Here is a 17,491-nt window from a genome sequence, read left to right on the forward strand (position 1 = left end):
GGTCAAAGACGATCAGCGGGATGCTACTATGAAAACGGCGTAGAGAGAATAGGGCTGGCGCCCGCGGAGGCGGGCGCAGTGGTTCAGAAAGAGAGGGTCACTCCGGCGTAATACGCGCGTCCAGGCTCATTGTAGGTCGAGGCGCCGGCATTTTCGCGATACAGTTGCTTATCAAAGAGGTTACTTATGCCGGCATTCAGGCGAATATCCCGGTTGAGCTGATACTGGGTGCCGATCTCCACGATGGAATAGGCGCCAACCTCGGTGGTAGCAAGGGTTCCGGTTTCGTTGCGGATCTCTGCATACTGACGCGGCTTCTGACGGCCATAAAGCGTCCAGTTGACATTCGCAGACAGGGCGTCGTTTACCTGCCAGTCGAGCATCGTGTTAACGGTATATTTCGGGATAACCGACAGCGGGTTGCCTGTCTCTTTACTTTCAGATTTGAACATCCAGGTGGCATTGGTCCGCCAGCTTAGGATATCAGCCAGCACCGGGATCAGCATATTGCCTTCCAGCCCCTCGACTACTGCTTTGCCGCCGTTCTGCCATTGCAGGATATTATTGCCGCTGGAGGTATAGCCCAGCACCTCGGTTCCGGAGACGATTTTGTTTTTGTAATCGTTGCGGAACCAGGTAACCCCGGCAGCGTAGCCATTAAGGTTAAATTCGATACCAATCTCTTTGTTAATACTGATTTCCGGGTCGAGGTCAGGGTTGCCCAGCAGATAGCAGCTGCCTTCGGCGATAGTGTTTGGACAACCGTTGCCGCGGGTGGAGAGCAGATAGCCTTCACTGGATTGATAGAGATTAGGCGCTTTAAACACCCGCGCGATACCGGCCTTCAGCGTGAACATATCGCCCAGCGCCTGAGACAAATTGAGGCTTGGGCTCCAGTTGCTGCCAAACTGATTATGATAATCGAAACGAATGCCGGGGATCAGGTTGGTGCCGGGCACGGCTTCGATATTATCTTCCAGATAGATACCGGTGAGGGTGGCGCTGTTTTTGGTACGACGTTGCGCAGGGTCGCCGGAGGTCCCAGGGATTGTCTCTCCATTGCTGTTAGTGGCCTGCATCGATGCCGGGTCGTCGAGCTGATCATGGTTCCATTCCATGCCCAGCGTCAGCGTCTGATCCGCCAGCCAGAAGAAAGGCACATTGAATTCGGAGGTAGTACGCCAGGATTCCAGTCGGCTGGTGGCATAATCCTCACTGTTGATCATGCCTTCGACGCGGCCGGTGGAGCCTTCCTGCAGGCGGGTATTGTTGGTTTTCTCGTAGTAAACCCCCGCTTTGGACTGGCCCCAATCCCAAAGACCGTTGTAGGTCAATCCCCAGGACTGGCGATAGAGGCGATTCGTTTCGTGTCCGTACAGGGAATCCACCAGCCCGTTCGGGCTAAGATTGCCGTTGCTGTACTGGGTATCACCGGCATAGATATTCCCCTGACGGCTATAGGCGTAGCTGAAATCGAGAATTTGCTGCGGGGTCATTTTCCATGACAGCAGGGCGTTAATATCTTTATTGCGTACCCCTTCGCGTCCCGCAGCGTAGGAGCCGTTTTGCGCATGGTTAATATCCCAGGCGTCGGGTTCCGTTTTATTGATATTGCCATACAGGCGCATTGTCAGCGCTTCGCCGGCCAGTGGGCCGCTGAGATTGAAGTTAGCGCGATTAGTCGTGCCTTCCTTGTTGTTTTCCGGCTGATTGGTAAAAAAAGACAGGGAACCGTGCCAGTTGTTGGTCGGGCGTTTGGTAATAATGTTGACCACTCCGCCGGCCGCACCGGAACCATAACGCGCGGCTGCCGGGCCGCGGAGGACTTCAATTCGCTCGACCATCTCGGCAGGGACCCAGTTGCTGTCGCCCCGGGTATCGCGTTCGCCGCGCCAGCTATAGCGAACCGAGTTACGTGACGTGGCCGGTACCCCATCTATCAGGATCAGGGTATTCTCCGGCCCCATGCCGCGGATATCAATCTGGCGGTTGTTGCCCCGACTGCCGCTGGCGCTGTTGCCGGTCAAATTCACGCCGGGCATTTTACGGATGATGTCTGAGAGATCGTTGACCGGTGGCTGTTTTGCAATATCATCTGCCGTGATAATCGACACCCCGGGCTGTTGCTTGAGCGCCTCTTCCGCCGTACTGCGCACAATCATTGTTTCGGTATCTTGTTCTGACTCTTCTGCAAAGGCGTTAGGGGCAAGGAGACTGGATATGACCAGCGCCAGGGTCGTGGGGACATAATATTGCGGCGATCTCATGTAAATATCCTTTTCAAAACAATTCAAAATGAGATCGAGAATATTAATGATAACAATTATCATTACAATGTAACGAAATGAATCTCCATAAAATCCTCACAATTAGCGCAATTTTTTACGCTGCCGATTGAAATCGTGAAGGGAGCCTGCGCTGTGGGGCCGGGAAGCTGTCAGGTTACGCGCGGAGGTGGTGGTGGCAGGGACGGTTGGCCAGCGCAGCAAGGGTACCCGGGGCGAGCGCGGCGCGCGGGTGGCGCGCCGGTGGAGGCGTTAGTGGTGGTCGTCCTGCGGCATATGACGGTAGATGTAGATCCCGCTCAGCAAGGTAAAGACCAGCGTGAGGGCAGTTAAACCGAAGACCTTAAAGTTAACCCAGATATTCTGCGGCAACCAGAAGGCGATATAGATATTAGCCAGTCCGCAGAGGATAAAAAACGCCGCCCAGGCCAGGTTAAGGCGCGACCAGACCTGCTGCGGCAGGGTCAGCTCTTTACCCAGCATGCGCTGGATAAGCGGCTTTTTCATCACCCACTGGCTGAACAGCAGCGCGCCGGCGAACAGCGCATAGATCACCGTCACCTTCCATTTAATGAACTCATCATTGTGGAAGAAGAGGGTTAATCCACCGAAGACGGCCACCAGCACGAAGGTGATCAGCGCCATTTTTTCGATTTTACGGTAGCGCACCCAGCTGTAGATCAGCACGATGGCGGTCGCCACAATCAGCGCCGTGGTGGCGGCGTAGATATCGTAAAGCTTGTAGAAGGCGAAGAAGACCACCAGCGGTAAAAAATCCAGAAACTGCTTCATACATCGATCCCGTCTGTCAGGACGGACCGGGAAATTCCCCGGTCCAGGTTAAAATTAGCTACGGATAAGCATATACACGCGGAATAAATAGATCAGCAACAGGGCGGAAATCAGGTTGCTGAGGGTGTTGATGACCACCGCGCCGACGTTTGGCGTCAGGGCGGCAAAGCTGGAAGCAAACAGTAACAGCAGAGTTTTCGCCACCAGCCAACCGATAATGGCCGGCGCCACCAGCCGCAGATTGGCCCACGCCAGGCGCATGCTGCTGCGCATGGCGCCGAGGATGCCCATTTTGTCCTGCACCAGCATGATTGGCGCAAAGGCCAGCACAATGGCCAACAGGACGCCGGGCACCAGCACTAACATCATCCCCATCTGCACCAGGAAAGTGGTGAAGAGGATCAGCAGCAGCAGCTTCGGCAGCACCGGCGCCGAGGCGCCGATGGCGCGCAGGGCGCTGACGCGATGACCGGCAGAGACCAGCTGGATGAGCAGCAGGACGCCGCCGGCGAGGATCGCATTGCCCACCAGACCCGAGAAGGTTGATGCCGCCGAGGCGCGCAGCAGAACCTGCTGCTGCTCCGGCGTCATATTCTGCACCAGTTCGAACAGGCCTGCGCTACCGGCGAGGTTGTCGCCTTCGCTGAGTATCGACAGCTGCTCGTCGCTGGGTGAAAAGGCATGGCCAAGTACTACCGTAATGAACGCGCACAACAGCGCAATCAGCAAAATGGTAATGAACTGATTACGAAAAAAATTCCCGGTGTCACGGTAGACGGACTTCGCCGTGATAGACATGCATTCTCCTTGAGTGTCGCAGGTGTTAACTAGCCGGCGATTGTACCGCAAATCCTTCCGTCGTAGCACTCTCTGCGCCGGTCAGGGCAGGTATATCTTTGTAAAGAGGCCGCAATGGCGGCAGCCCATAGCGCGCTCGCGCCCGGTTGCAGGCGTCGTTTTCCTCGCCGTTTTCCCCGGACATGGCGAATTCGCGACATGGCGAAGGACGATTTTCATAGATAGTGCAGTGGACGGCGTCGCCGATCTCGCCCGATAGCGCCGCACAGCGGCTCTGACGTTGATTAGTGCCGCTCATACAGCGCAGGAAGGGGGTCAGCGGCTCGGTCAGCGCGGCGGGCACCAGGCCGCCCGCGTCGTCGGCTTCCGCCCAGTAGAAAGAGACTCGAAAATACGCACAACAGGCACCGCACGTCATGCACGGGTTGATTTCACTCATAATTACACCTGAAAAAAACGCATCAACACAGATTGTCGGCAGTTAACTTATCCAGCCGCCTCAGCGGCGGCAAGAGGGGCAGAAATAATTTTTTTTGCGAAAAGTGAAAATTGATGTGCGAAGGATTTAGCGTATTGCGATCGGTATCAAAAATTAATCTGGATCAATAAATGTTAAATCTAAGGTTTTAGTGTGATCTAAAACAGATCAAACGTAACTCGTTATAGGTATATTTGGCCGCGCTGAAAAACCATAATGAGGAAGTGGATATGAAGAAGTTAGCAGCGGCGGCATTGATTCTAAGCACTCTTACTACCGGCAGCGTCTGGGCGCATGAAGCGGGTGAATTTTTCATTCGTGCCGGGACCGCCACCGTCCGACCGACGGAAGGCTCTGACAATGTGCTGGGCAGTCTGGGCAGTTTCAACGTCAGTAACAATACTCAGCTGGGTTTAACCTTTACCTATATGGCGACCGATAACATCGGTGTGGAACTGCTGGCGGCTACGCCGTTCCGCCATAAGGTTGGTACCGGGCCAACCGGCACCATCGCTACCGTCCATCAGTTGCCACCCACCCTGATGGCGCAGTGGTACTTTGGCGATGCGCAAAGCAAGGTGCGTCCGTACGTGGGGGCGGGGATTAACTACACCACCTTCTTTAATGAAGACTTTAACGATACCGGCAAGGCGGCCGGGCTTTCCGATCTGAGCCTGAAGGACTCCTGGGGCGCGGCAGGACAGGTCGGCCTCGATTACCTGATTAACCGTGACTGGCTGCTGAATATGTCGGTGTGGTACATGGATATCGATACCGATGTGAAATTCAAAGCCGGCGGCGTGGACCAGAAAGTCAGCACCCGCCTGGATCCGTGGGTGTTTATGTTCTCCGCAGGCTATCGGTTCTAACGCCTGCTGCAAACTGGCCAGCGGACGGCCAGTCTGTTGCCTCCTCACCCCTCCCTGCGATAAACCTTCGCCTGCGGATCACACTTCAGTCCACTGGCGCAGCAGGTTGTGATACATATTGAGCAGGGAGAGGACCTCTTCCCCGTCGCCAAAGCGGGTTTTGAGAGACTGGATCGTGCGGTCCAGGTCGTAGAGCATCGCGCGCTGCTTATCGTCGCGGACCATCGACTGGATCCACAGGAAAGAGGCCTGGCGAACCCCGCCGGTGACCGGGGTGACGCAGTGCAGACTACTGGCGGGATAGAGCACCAGATGTCCGGCCGGGAGCTTCACCCGGTGCTGGCCATAGGTATCTTCAATCACCAGTTCGCCCCCTTCATAGCTTTCCGGCTCGCAGAGGAACAGCGTCGCCGAGAGGTCGGTCCGCATCCAGCCCGCCTCGCCGTTCTGGCGCACCGCGCCATCGACATGAAAACCGTAGGTCTCTCCCGGCCCGTAGCGATTAAACAACGGCGCGGAAATTGTCCGCGGCAGCGCGGCGGAAAAAAACTGCGGATGGCCGCGCAGCGCGTCGAGTACGGCTGCCTGCAGACGGGCATACAGCGGCGTGCGGGTATCGATCTGCTGGTTTTGTTTGACGGTCGCCCCCTGGCTGCCGACGGTAACCCGCCCGTCAACCCATTCGGCCTGCGCCAGCAGGCGGCCATATTCAGCCACCTGGTCCGCCGTCAGCACGTCAGGAATGTGATACATCATTGCGGTGTTCTCTCAAAAAGGTGGGGCGCGATGGCCCCACGTACAGACTCAGAAATGGACATTCGCCGTCAACATAAAGGTACGGGGTTCGCCCGGATGATAGCGATAGCCGCTCTTGTTGATGGAAGCCACGTAATCGGTATCAAACAGGTTGTACATATTGAGCTGCAGATCGAGATTGCTGTTGACCCGATAGCCCAGTTTGGCGTCGGCGACCCAATAGCCCTCGGTGTGATCCGGGGTACCCACCGCGCCATCGCTGCCCCGGCGCAGGCTTCCGACATAGCGCACGCCGCCGCCGACGGACAGATCGCTGGTTGCCTGATACTGCGTCCACAGCGTAAAGGCATGTTTCGGGGTGTAGGCCAGCGCGGAAGAGCCATCCTGCGCCACATTCTGACCCTCTGTCACCGTGGCATGTTGCTGGGTGTAGCCGGCGATGATTGTCCAGTCCGGGGTCAGGTTCCCGGTTGCGGAGAGCTCATAGCCTTCCACGCGCTTTTTGCCGTACTGCGACCAGGTTCCGTCATCGTTGGCGGCCACTTCGTTTTCAATATCGGTGCGGAATAACGCCGCGCTGAGCAGCAGGCGCTTGTCGAGGATCTGCCACTTGGTGCCCAGTTCGCTGGATTTCGCTTTCTGCGGTTTAAAGTCGGTCCGGTTGGCGCTGTTGCCGCTACCGCTGGCAGCCAGCGCGAAGCTGCTGCCCCCCGGCGGTTGCTGCGAGATGGCATAGTTGACGTAGATATTGCCCTGCTCGGTTAAGCGATACAGCGCCCCGGCCTTCCAGTTAACCAGGTTACCGGATTTAGCGGTATCGACAGTGGTGACCGGGCTGCCGGTCGACTGTCCTGGCGGGCAGGCGACAGCCCCGCGTCCGCTGCCGCCGCAGGCGGTGGCGCTGTCATATTTGGTATGGTAACTGTCGAGACGCAGCCCACCGTTGACCTCAACCCGATCGGTCAGCGCCAGCGTATCAAAGGCATAGATACCGAAGGTATCGGTCTGGCCGTTGGCGTTCGCCCCGTTTCTGTCCAGCCCGCCAATCGACAGGCTGCTCACCGGATGATAGAGATTCACCGCCGGAGCGGTCAGGGCGTTGACGCCATAGTTAGTCTGGTTTTCCCGGGTAAACTCCACGCCGGCACTGACGTCATGGCCTATCGAACCGGTATTGAAGGTCGAAGTGATATTGGTCTGGTTGGTCAGAATGCGGTTGCTGACATCTTTGGTATTAACCAGACGTGACCAGCTCCAGGTATTGACGTCATTGATGTCGGGGGCGGTGATATTGCTCGCGCCGCCCATCACCGCGGTCAGGAGATACTCCTGCTTCACACGCGACCAGCGGGTGGTATTGCGCACGGTGGTATTGTCCGTCAGATCGTGTTCAAAGCGCAGGGTGCCGCTGTCGGTGGTGGATTTATCGTAATCGGAGTCGGTGCCATAGAAATTGCTGGTATCGACCTTACCGGCGGAATTGAGGGCGGCATACTTCGGCGAAGGCGCCGAATAGCCCGGCAGGCCGACGGTGGGGATCCCGCCATCCGGGGTGTTATTCTGCCGGACGTGGAGATAGTTCAGATACAGACGGGTGGGCGTATCGAGGCCGAAGGCCAGGGACGGGGCAATGCCGTAGCGCTCGTTCTCAATCTTATCCCGGCCGGCGTCGTGGGTTTTTTCGCCCATCAGGTTGAGGCGAAACGCGGCGTTGTCGCCGAAGGCCTGGTTAAGGTCAAGGGTACCCCGACGCGACCAGGCGCTGCCGATGCTGGCGGATCCGTCGATCCCGGAGTCAAGGCGCGGCTGCTTGCTGATCATATTGATCGAGCCGGAAGGGGCGCTGCGGCCATAGTCCGTGCCGGCGGGCCCTTTGATGACTTCCACCTGCTGGGTATTGAAGGTATCCCGCGTCACGCTGCCGATATCGCGAATGCCGTCGACATAAATACTGTTGGAGGTGTCCACGCCGCGCATAAAGATGGCGTCCCCGGTGGTTGAGCTGCCATTCTCCCCGGCGTAAAACGCCCCGACGCCGGGGACGTTTTTGAGGGCGTCAGTCAGGTTGGTGACGCCCTGATCTTTAATGACCTGTTCGGGGATCACGGTGATGGTGCGAGTGGTATCCACCAGTGGTTTATTGAACTTGGGATCGGCGGAGGCTCCGGGAGAATAAAGCGAAGGCGGGGCGGCTTCCACCACCAGCGTCTCTTCATTATTTTTGACTGATTTTTCGGCTGCCATGCCGGTTGCCGGCGCGGCTCCCAGACACAGACCTGTAAACAATGCCAATGAGTTGAAACTGCCAAACGGCAGAGAAGCGTTTTTTTCCATGATAAATGCAGGCTTATTTTTTGTTATTAGCACATATCACGCCGCGCAAAAGCGACGTTATTCGTCGTCTGGCTTGCGCTGACCCGGCGTGATTCTATAAATGATAAAAAGAATGGTTATCATTCGCCTTAATATTTACACAGAAAAGTTGACGTTTAAACTGATTTCTTCACCACCGTTTACAAATTTCATAAATTTTGAACAAAAAAGGCGGGTGACCTCGGTAAAGGCGGCAGGGCAACGCGGAATATAGCGCGGTGACCTTGGATAACAGACGCCGGGCGGGCGCCGAAGGGCGCCCTGAGGCTGGCGTCCCGGCGGGCTTACCAGGGCACCGTGCGGCCGTGGCCATCCAGATACTCCAGTCCCGGGCGCCGCCCGCCGTTTCGGCCTTAGCACTTCGGCGATGATCCGAACGTTAACTCGCTTGCGGCACGTGACCGGCGATCCCTTGCTGGTGCGGGCCGGACGCAAAATGGTGTTCACCCCGCATGCGCAGCGGATCCGCAGCAAAACGCACAGTGTGCTGAGCGATATGCGCGCGGTGCTCAATCCCGTTTACCGCCGCGGCGGCGATAGATGCAGAGCGCTATGTCGCCTGGGGACATGTTATCGTTTCCCGGCATGGGATCGTATATGGGCTGGTGGATGACCAGCTGGCAGAGCGGGGCGGGGGCTGTACCGGCGCATCGCCGCCGTCGTGCCGGGCTTCAGCGCCGCGCTGGGGCTGGTGCCGGCCTCCTGCGTGCGTCATCCTTCGCCGCAGGGGATAGTAAGTTTTCCGCTGCCGGTCAGCACCGGGGTGATTACGGTGTGGCAGGCGTGGCGTCCGCGCCTGGAGCAGGCCCCGGCCACCGCTGGCTGTGGCAGCGGGTGCGAGAGGTGTGTCGCGAGTAAAAAAAAGCCCGCACAAGTGCGGGCAAAAATACTGGAAGCAATGTGAGCAATGTCGTACTGAATACCTGAGTTATTTACTCAACTATTCAGTGATGAGAAAGATAATATTTCTCATTTAAGATATCAACCCCATCTTTTGTGCGGAAGCGATTTTTTATCCGAGGGTGAAAACCGTACGCTTCTGGCTGTCGTCCTGCGGCCAGGCCGCCGCGATCTCCTGCAGCGGCCGCGGGGTGGTGGCGATGGTCAATTTCCCCGGCACCGCCGCCTGCAGCATTTCGCCGGTCGCCGCCAGCAGCTGCGGCATCGTCAGGCTACCGATCCCGCTACCCATCAGCAGGAGCGGGGCGGAACGCAGAACCGCGCCATTTAACGCGATATCGGCGCCAGCCAGGGACCCCACTTGCACATAGCGCACCGGCCTGCCGGCCGGGGTATATTTGGCCAGGGCCGGCAATAATAATTCCGCGCTGTGTCCCCACAGATAATCGATGACCACATCGATCTGCGCGGCGCTGACCGCTGAAAACTGTGCAGTTAACGTCTTATCATCCGCAGTTAACTGAATACATTCATCGGCGCCGATCGCCGCCAGCGACTGCGCATTGCGTCCGGCCGCAATGATTTTTTTTGCGCCCAGGTAGCGGGCAATCTGCACCGCCAGCTGACCGGCGCTGCCGGTGGCGCCGTTAATCAGCACCGTTTCGCCGGCCTGAAGCTGGGCGCGAGTCACCAGAGACGCCCACGCGGACATGCCGGGGTTGGCCATCGCCGCCGCCGGGATATCATCGAGCTCATCCGGCAGCGGCAGGCAATTCTGCAGGGCGACCGGCGCCCGCTGCGCCATACTGCCGAAGGGGGCAGTGGGGAAGGCGAAGTAGACGCGCTGGCCCTGGGATGTAGTGCCGACACCATCGATACCGGGTACAAAAGGCAGATTGCCGTCGAAGCTGTAATGGCGTCCTGATGCCCGGGCCTTGACCACATGGCTCATCGCGGCGGCGCGGACGTCAATAAGCGTCTGGCCGGGCGCGGGCTGCGGCTCGATGAAATCGGCCCAAACCGGGCCTTCTGCGAGATCAAAAACCACGCCTGCTTTCATAAATTATCTCCTGTCGGGAATTATGTGTAAAATACACATATTGTTTTGCAGCACTATACGCGGAAAATTAATACATGCAAGATGCACATAATGGCTACGACATTACCGACTTTCACGGCGCGCTGCTGGATATCATCAGCGTGATGAACCAGCCGGTGCGCGACGAGCAGATCCTCCAGGCAGCTGGCGTCAAGCTGGAACAGATGCTGTTTCCGCTGCTGGTGGCGGTAGGGCGCTATGGCCCGGTGGGGGTGGTTGAGCTGGCGGATCATTTAGGGCGCGATTACACCACCGTCAGTCGTCAGGTGAAGAAACTGGAAGCCCAGGGGCTTGCCGGTAAGCAACCGAACCGTCATGACCGACGGATCAGCGAAGTGTCGCTTAGCGCCAGGGGACAACAGATGATCGACAGGATCGCCGTCGCGCGGCGGCGGTTAATGAATCAGGTGCTGGCGCAGTGGCCGGAAGATGAAGTGCAGGCGCTGTTTCGCTTAACGCGCAAATACGCCGACAGTTTGCAGAAATCATCGCCGCCTGGCGCGATGCCAGGCGGCTGACGGTCAGGCGGTTTTGGTCGCCGCCTTCAGGCTCTGGACGAAGGCTTTCAGCTCGTCGAGCATGGTTTGCGGCTCATCAAGATGACGTTCGATGATTTTGACGATGGCGGAACCGGAGATCGCCCCGGCGGCCCCGGCGTCAATGGCGGCGCTCACCTGCTCCGGCGCGGAGATGCCAAAGCCCTGCAGCGGCGGCGCAGCGTGATATTCCGCCAGCTTCTCCACCAGATGGTGCAGCGGCAGCGCAGCGCGATTTTCCGCACCCGTCACCCCGGCGCGCGACAGCAGATAGGTGTAGCCGCGACCATAAGAGGCAATCTGGCGCAGTAAATCGTCATCCGCATTGGGCGGGCAAATGAAAATTGGCGCGATGTTATGGCGCATCGCCGCCTGGCGGAACGGGGCGGACTCTTCCACAGGCACGTCGGCTACCAGCACCGAGTCGACGCCGACGCGGGCGCACTGGGCATAGAACTCATCGATACCCGGGCTGAAGACGAGGTTCGCGTACATCAGCAGGCCGATTGGGATCGTTGGATGCTTCTGGCGGATCGCCGCCAGCATCTCAAAGCACTGCGCCGGGGTTACCCCCGCGGCGAAGGCGCGCAGGGCCGCGCCCTGAATGGTCGGGCCGTCCGCCAGCGGGTCGGAGAAGGGGATCCCCAGCTCAAGGGCATCGGCGCCGCCTTCGATCAGCGCATCGATAATTTTCAGCGACTGCTCCGGTCCCGGATCGCCAAGGGTGACAAAGGGGACGAAAGCGCCTTCCTGGCGGTTTTTCAGTTGGGCAAACAGCGTCTCATAGCGTTCCATCAGATTTCCCCTCGCGCTTTCAGGATGTCGTGTACGGTGAAAATGTCTTTATCGCCGCGGCCGGAGAGGTTAACCACCAGCAGCTGCTCTTTTTCCGGGTTCTCGCGCATCATTTTCAGCGCATGGGCCAGAGCGTGAGAGGACTCCAGCGCCGGGATGATCCCTTCGTGGCGGGAGAGCGCTTTAAACGCCTCCAGCGCTTCGTCATCGGTGATCGACACATAGTCGGCGCGCCCGGTGCTGTTCAGAAACGCGTGCTGCGGCCCAACGGACGGGAAGTCCAGCCCGGCGGAAATGGAGTAAGATTCCTCGATCTGGCCGTCGGCGGTTTGCATCATCGGCGACTTCATCCCGAAGTAGATCCCCACACGACCATGCTTCAGCGGCGCGCCGTGCTCCCCGCTTTCGATACCGTGCCCGGCAGGCTCCACGCCGATCAGGCCGACGCGGGTTTCCTCGATAAAATCAGCGAACATGCCGATGGCGTTTGACCCGCCGCCGACGCAGGCGATCACCGCGTCCGGCAGACGGCCCTCTTTTTCGAGGATCTGCGCTTTGGTCTCTTCGCCGATCATGCGCTGGAATTCACGTACGATGGTCGGGAACGGGTGCGGACCGGCGGCGGTGCCCAGCATATAGTGCGCCTTCTCGTAGCTGCCGGACCAGTCGCGCAGCGCCTCGTTACAGGCATCTTTCAGCGTGGCGGAGCCGCTATGCACCGGGATCACCTCGGCGCCCATCAGGCGCATACGGAAGACGTTCGGCGACTGGCGCTCGACGTCCTTGGCGCCCATGTAGATACGGCATTTCAGACCGAGCAGGGCGCTGGCCAGCGCTGAGGCGACGCCGTGCTGACCGGCGCCGGTCTCGGCGATAATTTCGGTTTTGCCCATCCGTTTGGCCAGCAGAGCCTGGCCCAGCACCTGGTTGGTTTTGTGCGCGCCGCCGTGCAGCAGATCTTCGCGTTTCAGGTACAGGGTAGTGCGGGTCCCTTCGGTCAGGTTCCGGCATTTGGTCAGGGCCGTCGGACGACCGGCGTAGTTTTTCAGCAGGTCGGTGAATTCCGCCTGAAAGGCCGGGTCCTTCTGCGCGCTGACAAAGGCCTCTTCCAGCTGGCGCAGGGCGGGCATCAGGATCTGCGGCACATACATGCCGCCGAATTCGCCGAAGTAGGGGTTCAGTAAAGTGCTCATTATTGCTCCTTAATATGCGCGCAGCGTCTGGAATACGGAGGCCAGCTTGCTGGCGTCTTTAATCCCGGGTTGCGACTCTACGCCTGAATTGAAATCGAGTCCGGCACAGCCGCTTTTGGCCGCTTCCACACAGTTATCGGCGCCGAGGCCGCCCGCCAGCATGACGTTGCGCAGGTCCTGGCCCTGCAGCAGGCTCCAGTCAAAACGCTGGCCGCTGCCGCCCTGGCCGTTGTCGAGCAGATACTTATCGACATGGCGGAGTGTACGGGACGGCAAGGTTTCGCCAACGCTCAGCGCTTTCCAGATGCGGACGCTATCCGCGAGGGCGTCGCGCAGCGCGTCGATATAGGCCTGGTCTTCATCACCGTGCAGCTGTACGGCGGCCAGCTCCAGGGCCTGGGCGCGGGCGACCACCTCATCCAGCGGCGCATTGCGGAAGACGCCGACGTACTGCAGCGGCGCGGCGGCGATCACCGCTTTAGCCTGGGCGTCATTTACCGACCGCGGCGAGGTTGGGACGAAGATCAGCCCACCGTAGATGGCGCCAGACTCCCAGGCCACCTGCGCATCCTGCGGGCGCGTCAGGCCGCACACTTTGTTCTCGCCGAGCAGCACGCGCTTGACCGCCGCTTCCAGATCCGCCTGCTCCATCAGGGCGGAGCCGATCAGGAAGCCATTGGCGAAGTGGCTCAGCTCACGCACTTCGGCATAGGTATGGATGCCGGATTCGCTGATCACCGTGACATCCGGGCCGAGACGCGCCGCCAGCTGACGGGTGCGGTTGAGGTCAATCGACATATCGCGCAGGTCGCGGTTGTTGATGCCCACCACCTTCGCCTTCAGGGCGATGGCGCGCTCCAGCTCCTCATCATTGCTGACTTCTGTGAGCACGCCCATATTCAGGCTGTGAGCCACCGCCGAGAGCTGACGATACTGTTCATCGTCGAGCACCGACAGCATCAGCAGGCAGGCGTCGGCCTGATAGTAGCGCGCCAGGTAGATCTGGTAAGGGTCGATGGTGAAGTCCTTACACAGGATCGGCTGCGGCGCGACCTTGCTGACAATCGGCAGAAAATCGAAGCTGCCCTGGAAATATTTCTCATCACACAGCACCGAGATCGCCGAGGCGTAGTGTTTGTAGATGCTGGCGATCGCCGCCGGATCGAAATCTTCGCGAATCAACCCCTTCGACGGCGAAGCCTTTTTGCACTCGAGAATAAACGCGGTGCGGGTGCCGGCCAGCGCGTCATAGAAATTGCGCTGCGTCGGGACGACCTCATTCTGAAAACTGGCTAACGGTTGTTGTTGTTTGCGGGCTTCCACCCAAATCGCTTTGTCGGCAACGATTTTTGCTAAAACGGTCTGCATTCTTTACCCTCTTGCCGCTAAGGCGGTCACTCTGTCATAGGCCGCCCCGCTGTGCAGCACATCCAGTACCTGCTGAGCGTTAGCTTTCAGATCTTCATGCCCGTGTAAACGCATCAACATGGCGACGTTGGCGGCGACGGCGGCTACGTGAGCGGCTTCACCTTTACCTTGTAGCAAGCGCGTCAGAATGTCACGGTTTTCTTCCGGCGTGCCGCCCGCCAGCTGCGCCTGATGGTAAGGCGTCAGGCCGAAATCGTCGGCGGTCAGCTGATAGCTTTTAATTTCCCCGTTATGCAGCTCGGCGACCACCGTGGGCGCATGCAGCGAGACTTCATCCATCCCGCCGCTGTGCACCACGGCAGCGCGCTGATAACCGAGTACGCGCAAGGTTTCCGCAATCGGCAACACCAGTTCCGGGCTGTAGACGCCAATCAGCGCCAGCGGCGGATGCGCCGGGTTGATCAGCGGCCCCAGTACGTTAAACAGGGTACGGGTCTTCAGCTGCTGACGGACCGGCATCGCGTGGCGGAAACCGGTGTGGTACTTCGGCGCGAACAGGAAGCAGACGCCCAGCTCATCGAGCGCCGCGCGGGATTTATCGGCGTTCATATCGAGATTAATGCCGAAGGCCGCCAGCAGGTCAGAAGAGCCTGATTTACTGGAAACGCTGCGGTTGCCGTGCTTCGCCACTTTCAATCCACAGGCAGCGGCGACAAACGCGCTGGCGGTGGAGATATTAATGCTGTTGCTGCCGTCGCCACCGGTGCCGACGATGTCGGCAAACAGGTAGTCCGGGCGCGGGAACGGCGCGGCGTTTTCCAGCAGCGCGGTGGCGGCGCCGGCAATTTCCTGCGGCTGCTCGCCGCGCACTTTCATACTGACAAGCGCGGCGGCCAGCTGTTCAGGCTTCACTTCGCCGCGCACGACGGCGGAGAACAGCTGGTGGCTCTCCTGCTGGCTCAGGGTTTCCGCCTGGTACAGCTTCTCAAGGATCGGCTGGAGGGTGTTGGTATGCTCCAGCTTCTGCAGCGCCCAGGCCAGGGTCTGCTCCAGCAGTCGCGCGCCCTGGGTGGTGAGGATCGATTCCGGGTGGAACTGGAAGCCGCACACCCGATCCGCATCGTGACGCACCGCCATCACCATGCCATTGAAATTGGCGTTAATCGTCAGCCCGGCGGGAATATTGCTGCCGACCAGCGAGTGGTACCGCGCCACCGGCAGCGGGTTAGCCAGACCGGCAAACATCGCCTGGCCGTCGTGCTCAATGCTGGAGGCTTTACCGTGAAGGATCTCGCCCGCCTGGCCGACATAGCCGCCGTAGGCTTCGACAATGGCCTGGTGGCCGAGGCAGATGCCGATGATCGGCAGCTTGCCCCGCATGCGGGTCAGCAATTCCGGCATGCAGCCGGCTTCGCTTGGCGTACCCGGGCCAGGGGAGAGCATCAGCACCGGATTGTCCATGGTGCCCAGACGCTCAATCAGCGCCTGCGCCGGAACGGAGTTACGGTAAATCACCACGTTATGGCCGTTGGCGCGCAGCTGGTCTGCCAGGTTATAGGTGAAAGAATCGATATTATCGAGCAGCAGAATGTCAGCCATCAGAAAATCTCCTTCGCGTGATGGGCCTGGGCAATGGCGCGCAGCACCGCGCGGGCTTTATTTCGGGTCTCATCCGCTTCCGACTGGGGAACCGAGTCGAGCACAATGCCGGCTCCGGCCTGGACGGTAGCGATACCCTCCTGCACGTAGGCGGAACGGATAACGATGCAGGTGTCGAGGTCGCCGTGGGCAGTGAAATAGCCCACCGCGCCGCCGTAGCTGCCGCGTCGTTTACCTTCGGCGGCGGCAATCAGCTGCATGGCGCGAACCTTCGGCGCGCCGCTGAGAGTGCCCATGTTCATGCAGGCGCGGTAAGCGTGCAGCACATCGAGATCCTGACGCAGTTCACCCACCACCCGGGAGACCAGATGCATCACGAAGGAGTAACGGTCAACCTTGGTTAAATCGGCGACATAGCGGCTGCCCGGGGTACAGATGCGGGCCAGATCGTTGCGCGCCAGGTCCACCAGCATCAGGTGCTCGGAAAGCTCTTTGTGATCGGTACGCATTTCCAGTTCGATACGGCTGTCGAGATCGCGATCCAGCGAGCCGTCGGCGCGGCGGCCGCGCGGCCGGGTGCCGGCGATGGGGTAGATCTCAATCTGACGGCTGACGGCATCATACTTCAGCGAGCTTTCCGGCGAGGCGCCGAACAGGGTGAAATCATTGTCCTGCATAAAGAACATGTACGGGCTGGGGTTGCTCTTCTTCAGCACATCATAGGCGGCCAGCGGCGACGGGCAGGGCAGCGAGAAGCGGCGGGAAGGGACCACCTGGAAGATTTCCCCGGCGCGGATCGCGCGCTGCATTTTGCGCACCACCGCGCCGTACTCTTCATCGCTCTGGTCAACGTCGCAGCGCATTTCGGCCACGGTGGTAACCGGTAGCGGCGCCGGTGGCTCGTTCAGCTGCTGGCGCAGCTGGCTCAGGCGCTGCTCCAGGCGCTGTTTTTCACTCTCCAGCGGCGTGAACAGGCTTGCCTGGATGCGGGTATGCTTGGTCTGATGGTCGATGACCAGCAGGGTCTCCGCCAGATAGAAGCAGTAGTCCGGGCAGGCGGTGTCGCTCTGCAGCGGCGGCAGATCTTCAAAGCCGGCCACCAGGTCATAGGCGAACAGGCCGCCGAAGAACATCGCTTCACGCTCGTTGGCAGGGACGGTCACCAGCTCCTGCAGGAGACGGAAGGCGTCAAACACTGACAGCGAGCAGAGGCGGGCGTCTTCATCGAGCAGGGAACTGACTGCCGGGAAGGTCAGGATCCGGCCGTTGGGCTGGCGCTGATTGGCGATCCCGGAGGGCAGCGCGCCGTCCAGCAGCTCCAGCAGCGCGGCGCCGTTGGCGGAGAGGGCCTGAATGGTGACAGTGTCACCGAGAGCGGTGATGCGCAGCGCGCTGTCCACCAGCAGCAGGCTTTTTAAGTCATCTTTGCTGTCGATGTCAGCCGATTCCAGCAGCAGCGTGGCCGGACGGGCGCCGCACAGTTGGTGGAATAACGCCGTCGGGTTCTCCCGGTAGATGGCGTCGCTGGTGAGAAGCTCGAGTGCCGGTTTGGATGTTTGCATTATTGTTCTCGCCTGTTCGTATTATTTTTGTCCAATAAAAAGCCCGCTCATTGGCGGGCCGGGTATCTGTATGCTGAATGCAAAACGC

At 59.4% G+C, this 17,491-nt stretch carries 14 protein-coding genes, 1 pseudogene and 1 other annotated feature (1 of these 16 cut by a window edge); of the genes and pseudogenes, 3 read left to right on the forward strand and 12 right to left on the reverse strand.

Annotation, left to right across the window (positions count from 1 at the left end; translation table 11 throughout):
• Positions 1-83: 83 nt before the first annotated feature.
• The 4 genes from ACLEXF_RS01265 to ACLEXF_RS01280 form a co-directional block, all read right to left on the reverse strand.
• Positions 84-2,267, reverse strand: a complete 2,184-nt coding sequence (locus ACLEXF_RS01265) for a TonB-dependent siderophore receptor (RefSeq protein WP_407259839.1) — start codon at positions 2,265-2,267, stop codon at positions 84-86.
• Between the two features lie 270 nt (positions 2,268-2,537).
• Positions 2,538-3,077, reverse strand: a complete 540-nt coding sequence (locus ACLEXF_RS01270; protein ID WP_004203842.1) for a septation protein A — start codon at positions 3,075-3,077, stop codon at positions 2,538-2,540.
• A 54-nt stretch (positions 3,078-3,131) separates the two neighbouring features.
• On the reverse strand, positions 3,132-3,875 hold the full coding sequence (locus ACLEXF_RS01275; RefSeq protein ID WP_004203845.1) for a YciC family protein: 744 nt from the start codon (positions 3,873-3,875) through the stop codon (positions 3,132-3,134).
• A gap of 25 nt (positions 3,876-3,900) precedes the next feature.
• Positions 3,901-4,314 carry a YkgJ family cysteine cluster protein gene (locus ACLEXF_RS01280; protein WP_004203847.1) on the reverse strand — a complete coding sequence of 138 codons (414 nt, stop codon included), beginning with the start codon at positions 4,312-4,314 and terminating at the stop codon, positions 3,901-3,903.
• A gap of 269 nt (positions 4,315-4,583) precedes the next feature.
• Between ACLEXF_RS01280 and ompW the strand changes: the two genes are divergently transcribed.
• Complete coding sequence (gene ompW / locus ACLEXF_RS01285) at positions 4,584-5,222, forward strand: outer membrane protein OmpW (RefSeq protein WP_004203849.1); 639 nt, start codon at positions 4,584-4,586, stop codon at positions 5,220-5,222.
• 78 nt (positions 5,223-5,300) lie between these two features.
• Here the strand turns inward: ompW and ybiX are convergent, their stop codons facing one another.
• Together ybiX and ACLEXF_RS01295 are read right to left on the reverse strand one after the other, a co-directional pair.
• Positions 5,301-5,978 (reverse strand): PKHD-type hydroxylase YbiX, encoded by a 678-nt coding sequence (gene ybiX / locus ACLEXF_RS01290; protein WP_048294545.1) that lies wholly within the window; start codon positions 5,976-5,978, stop codon positions 5,301-5,303.
• Positions 5,979-6,026: 48 nt separating this feature from the next.
• Positions 6,027-8,312: a catecholate siderophore receptor Fiu gene (locus tag ACLEXF_RS01295; protein ID WP_017898670.1), complete on the reverse strand. Its 2,286-nt coding sequence runs from the start codon at positions 8,310-8,312 to the stop codon at positions 6,027-6,029.
• A 364-nt stretch (positions 8,313-8,676) separates the two neighbouring features.
• On the opposite strand from ACLEXF_RS01295, the pseudogene ACLEXF_RS01300 reads away from it, so the two are divergent.
• Positions 8,677-9,209, forward strand: a pseudogene (locus tag ACLEXF_RS01300) (LysR family transcriptional regulator); the annotation flags it as partial.
• Between the two features lie 154 nt (positions 9,210-9,363).
• On the opposite strand, the gene ACLEXF_RS01305 reads toward ACLEXF_RS01300, so the two are convergent.
• Positions 9,364-10,311 carry a quinone oxidoreductase family protein gene (locus ACLEXF_RS01305; RefSeq protein ID WP_053810528.1) on the reverse strand — a complete coding sequence of 316 codons (948 nt, stop codon included), beginning with the start codon at positions 10,309-10,311 and terminating at the stop codon, positions 9,364-9,366.
• A 74-nt stretch (positions 10,312-10,385) separates the two neighbouring features.
• Here ACLEXF_RS01305 and ACLEXF_RS01310 point away from each other — a divergent pair, with 74 nt between their 5' ends.
• Complete coding sequence (locus ACLEXF_RS01310; protein ID WP_069603632.1) at positions 10,386-10,868, forward strand: MarR family winged helix-turn-helix transcriptional regulator; 483 nt, start codon at positions 10,386-10,388, stop codon at positions 10,866-10,868.
• Between the two features lie 3 nt (positions 10,869-10,871).
• Here ACLEXF_RS01310 and trpA read toward each other — a convergent pair whose 3' ends face one another.
• The 5 genes from trpA to ACLEXF_RS01335 are packed head-to-tail and all read right to left on the reverse strand — an operon-like array spanning position 10,872 to position 17,403.
• Positions 10,872-11,681: a tryptophan synthase subunit alpha gene (gene trpA, locus ACLEXF_RS01315; protein WP_004203859.1), complete on the reverse strand. Its 810-nt coding sequence runs from the start codon at positions 11,679-11,681 to the stop codon at positions 10,872-10,874.
• Positions 11,681-12,874, reverse strand: a complete 1,194-nt coding sequence (trpB, locus tag ACLEXF_RS01320) for a tryptophan synthase subunit beta (protein ID WP_004203860.1) — start codon at positions 12,872-12,874, stop codon at positions 11,681-11,683. Before trpB ends, trpA begins: the two co-directional genes overlap by 1 nt.
• A gap of 9 nt (positions 12,875-12,883) precedes the next feature.
• A complete protein-coding gene (gene trpCF / locus ACLEXF_RS01325; protein WP_080846579.1) occupies positions 12,884-14,242 on the reverse strand; it encodes a bifunctional indole-3-glycerol-phosphate synthase TrpC/phosphoribosylanthranilate isomerase TrpF in 1,359 nt (452 codons plus the stop codon).
• A 3-nt stretch (positions 14,243-14,245) separates the two neighbouring features.
• Entirely contained in the window at positions 14,246-15,841 is a 1,596-nt protein-coding gene (gene trpD / locus ACLEXF_RS01330) for a bifunctional anthranilate synthase glutamate amidotransferase component TrpG/anthranilate phosphoribosyltransferase TrpD (RefSeq protein ID WP_407259837.1), read from the reverse strand.
• Complete coding sequence (locus ACLEXF_RS01335) at positions 15,841-17,403, reverse strand: anthranilate synthase component 1 (protein ID WP_004203864.1); 1,563 nt, start codon at positions 17,401-17,403, stop codon at positions 15,841-15,843. Before ACLEXF_RS01335 ends, trpD begins: the two co-directional genes overlap by 1 nt.
• Before the next feature lie 33 nt (positions 17,404-17,436).
• Positions 17,437-17,491 (reverse strand) — a sequence feature (Trp leader region); it runs 41 nt beyond the window's last position.

The sequence above is a fragment of the Klebsiella pneumoniae complex sp. WS1778 genome, assembly GCF_049472055.1.
GTDB lineage: Bacteria > Pseudomonadota > Gammaproteobacteria > Enterobacterales > Enterobacteriaceae > Klebsiella > Klebsiella quasipneumoniae.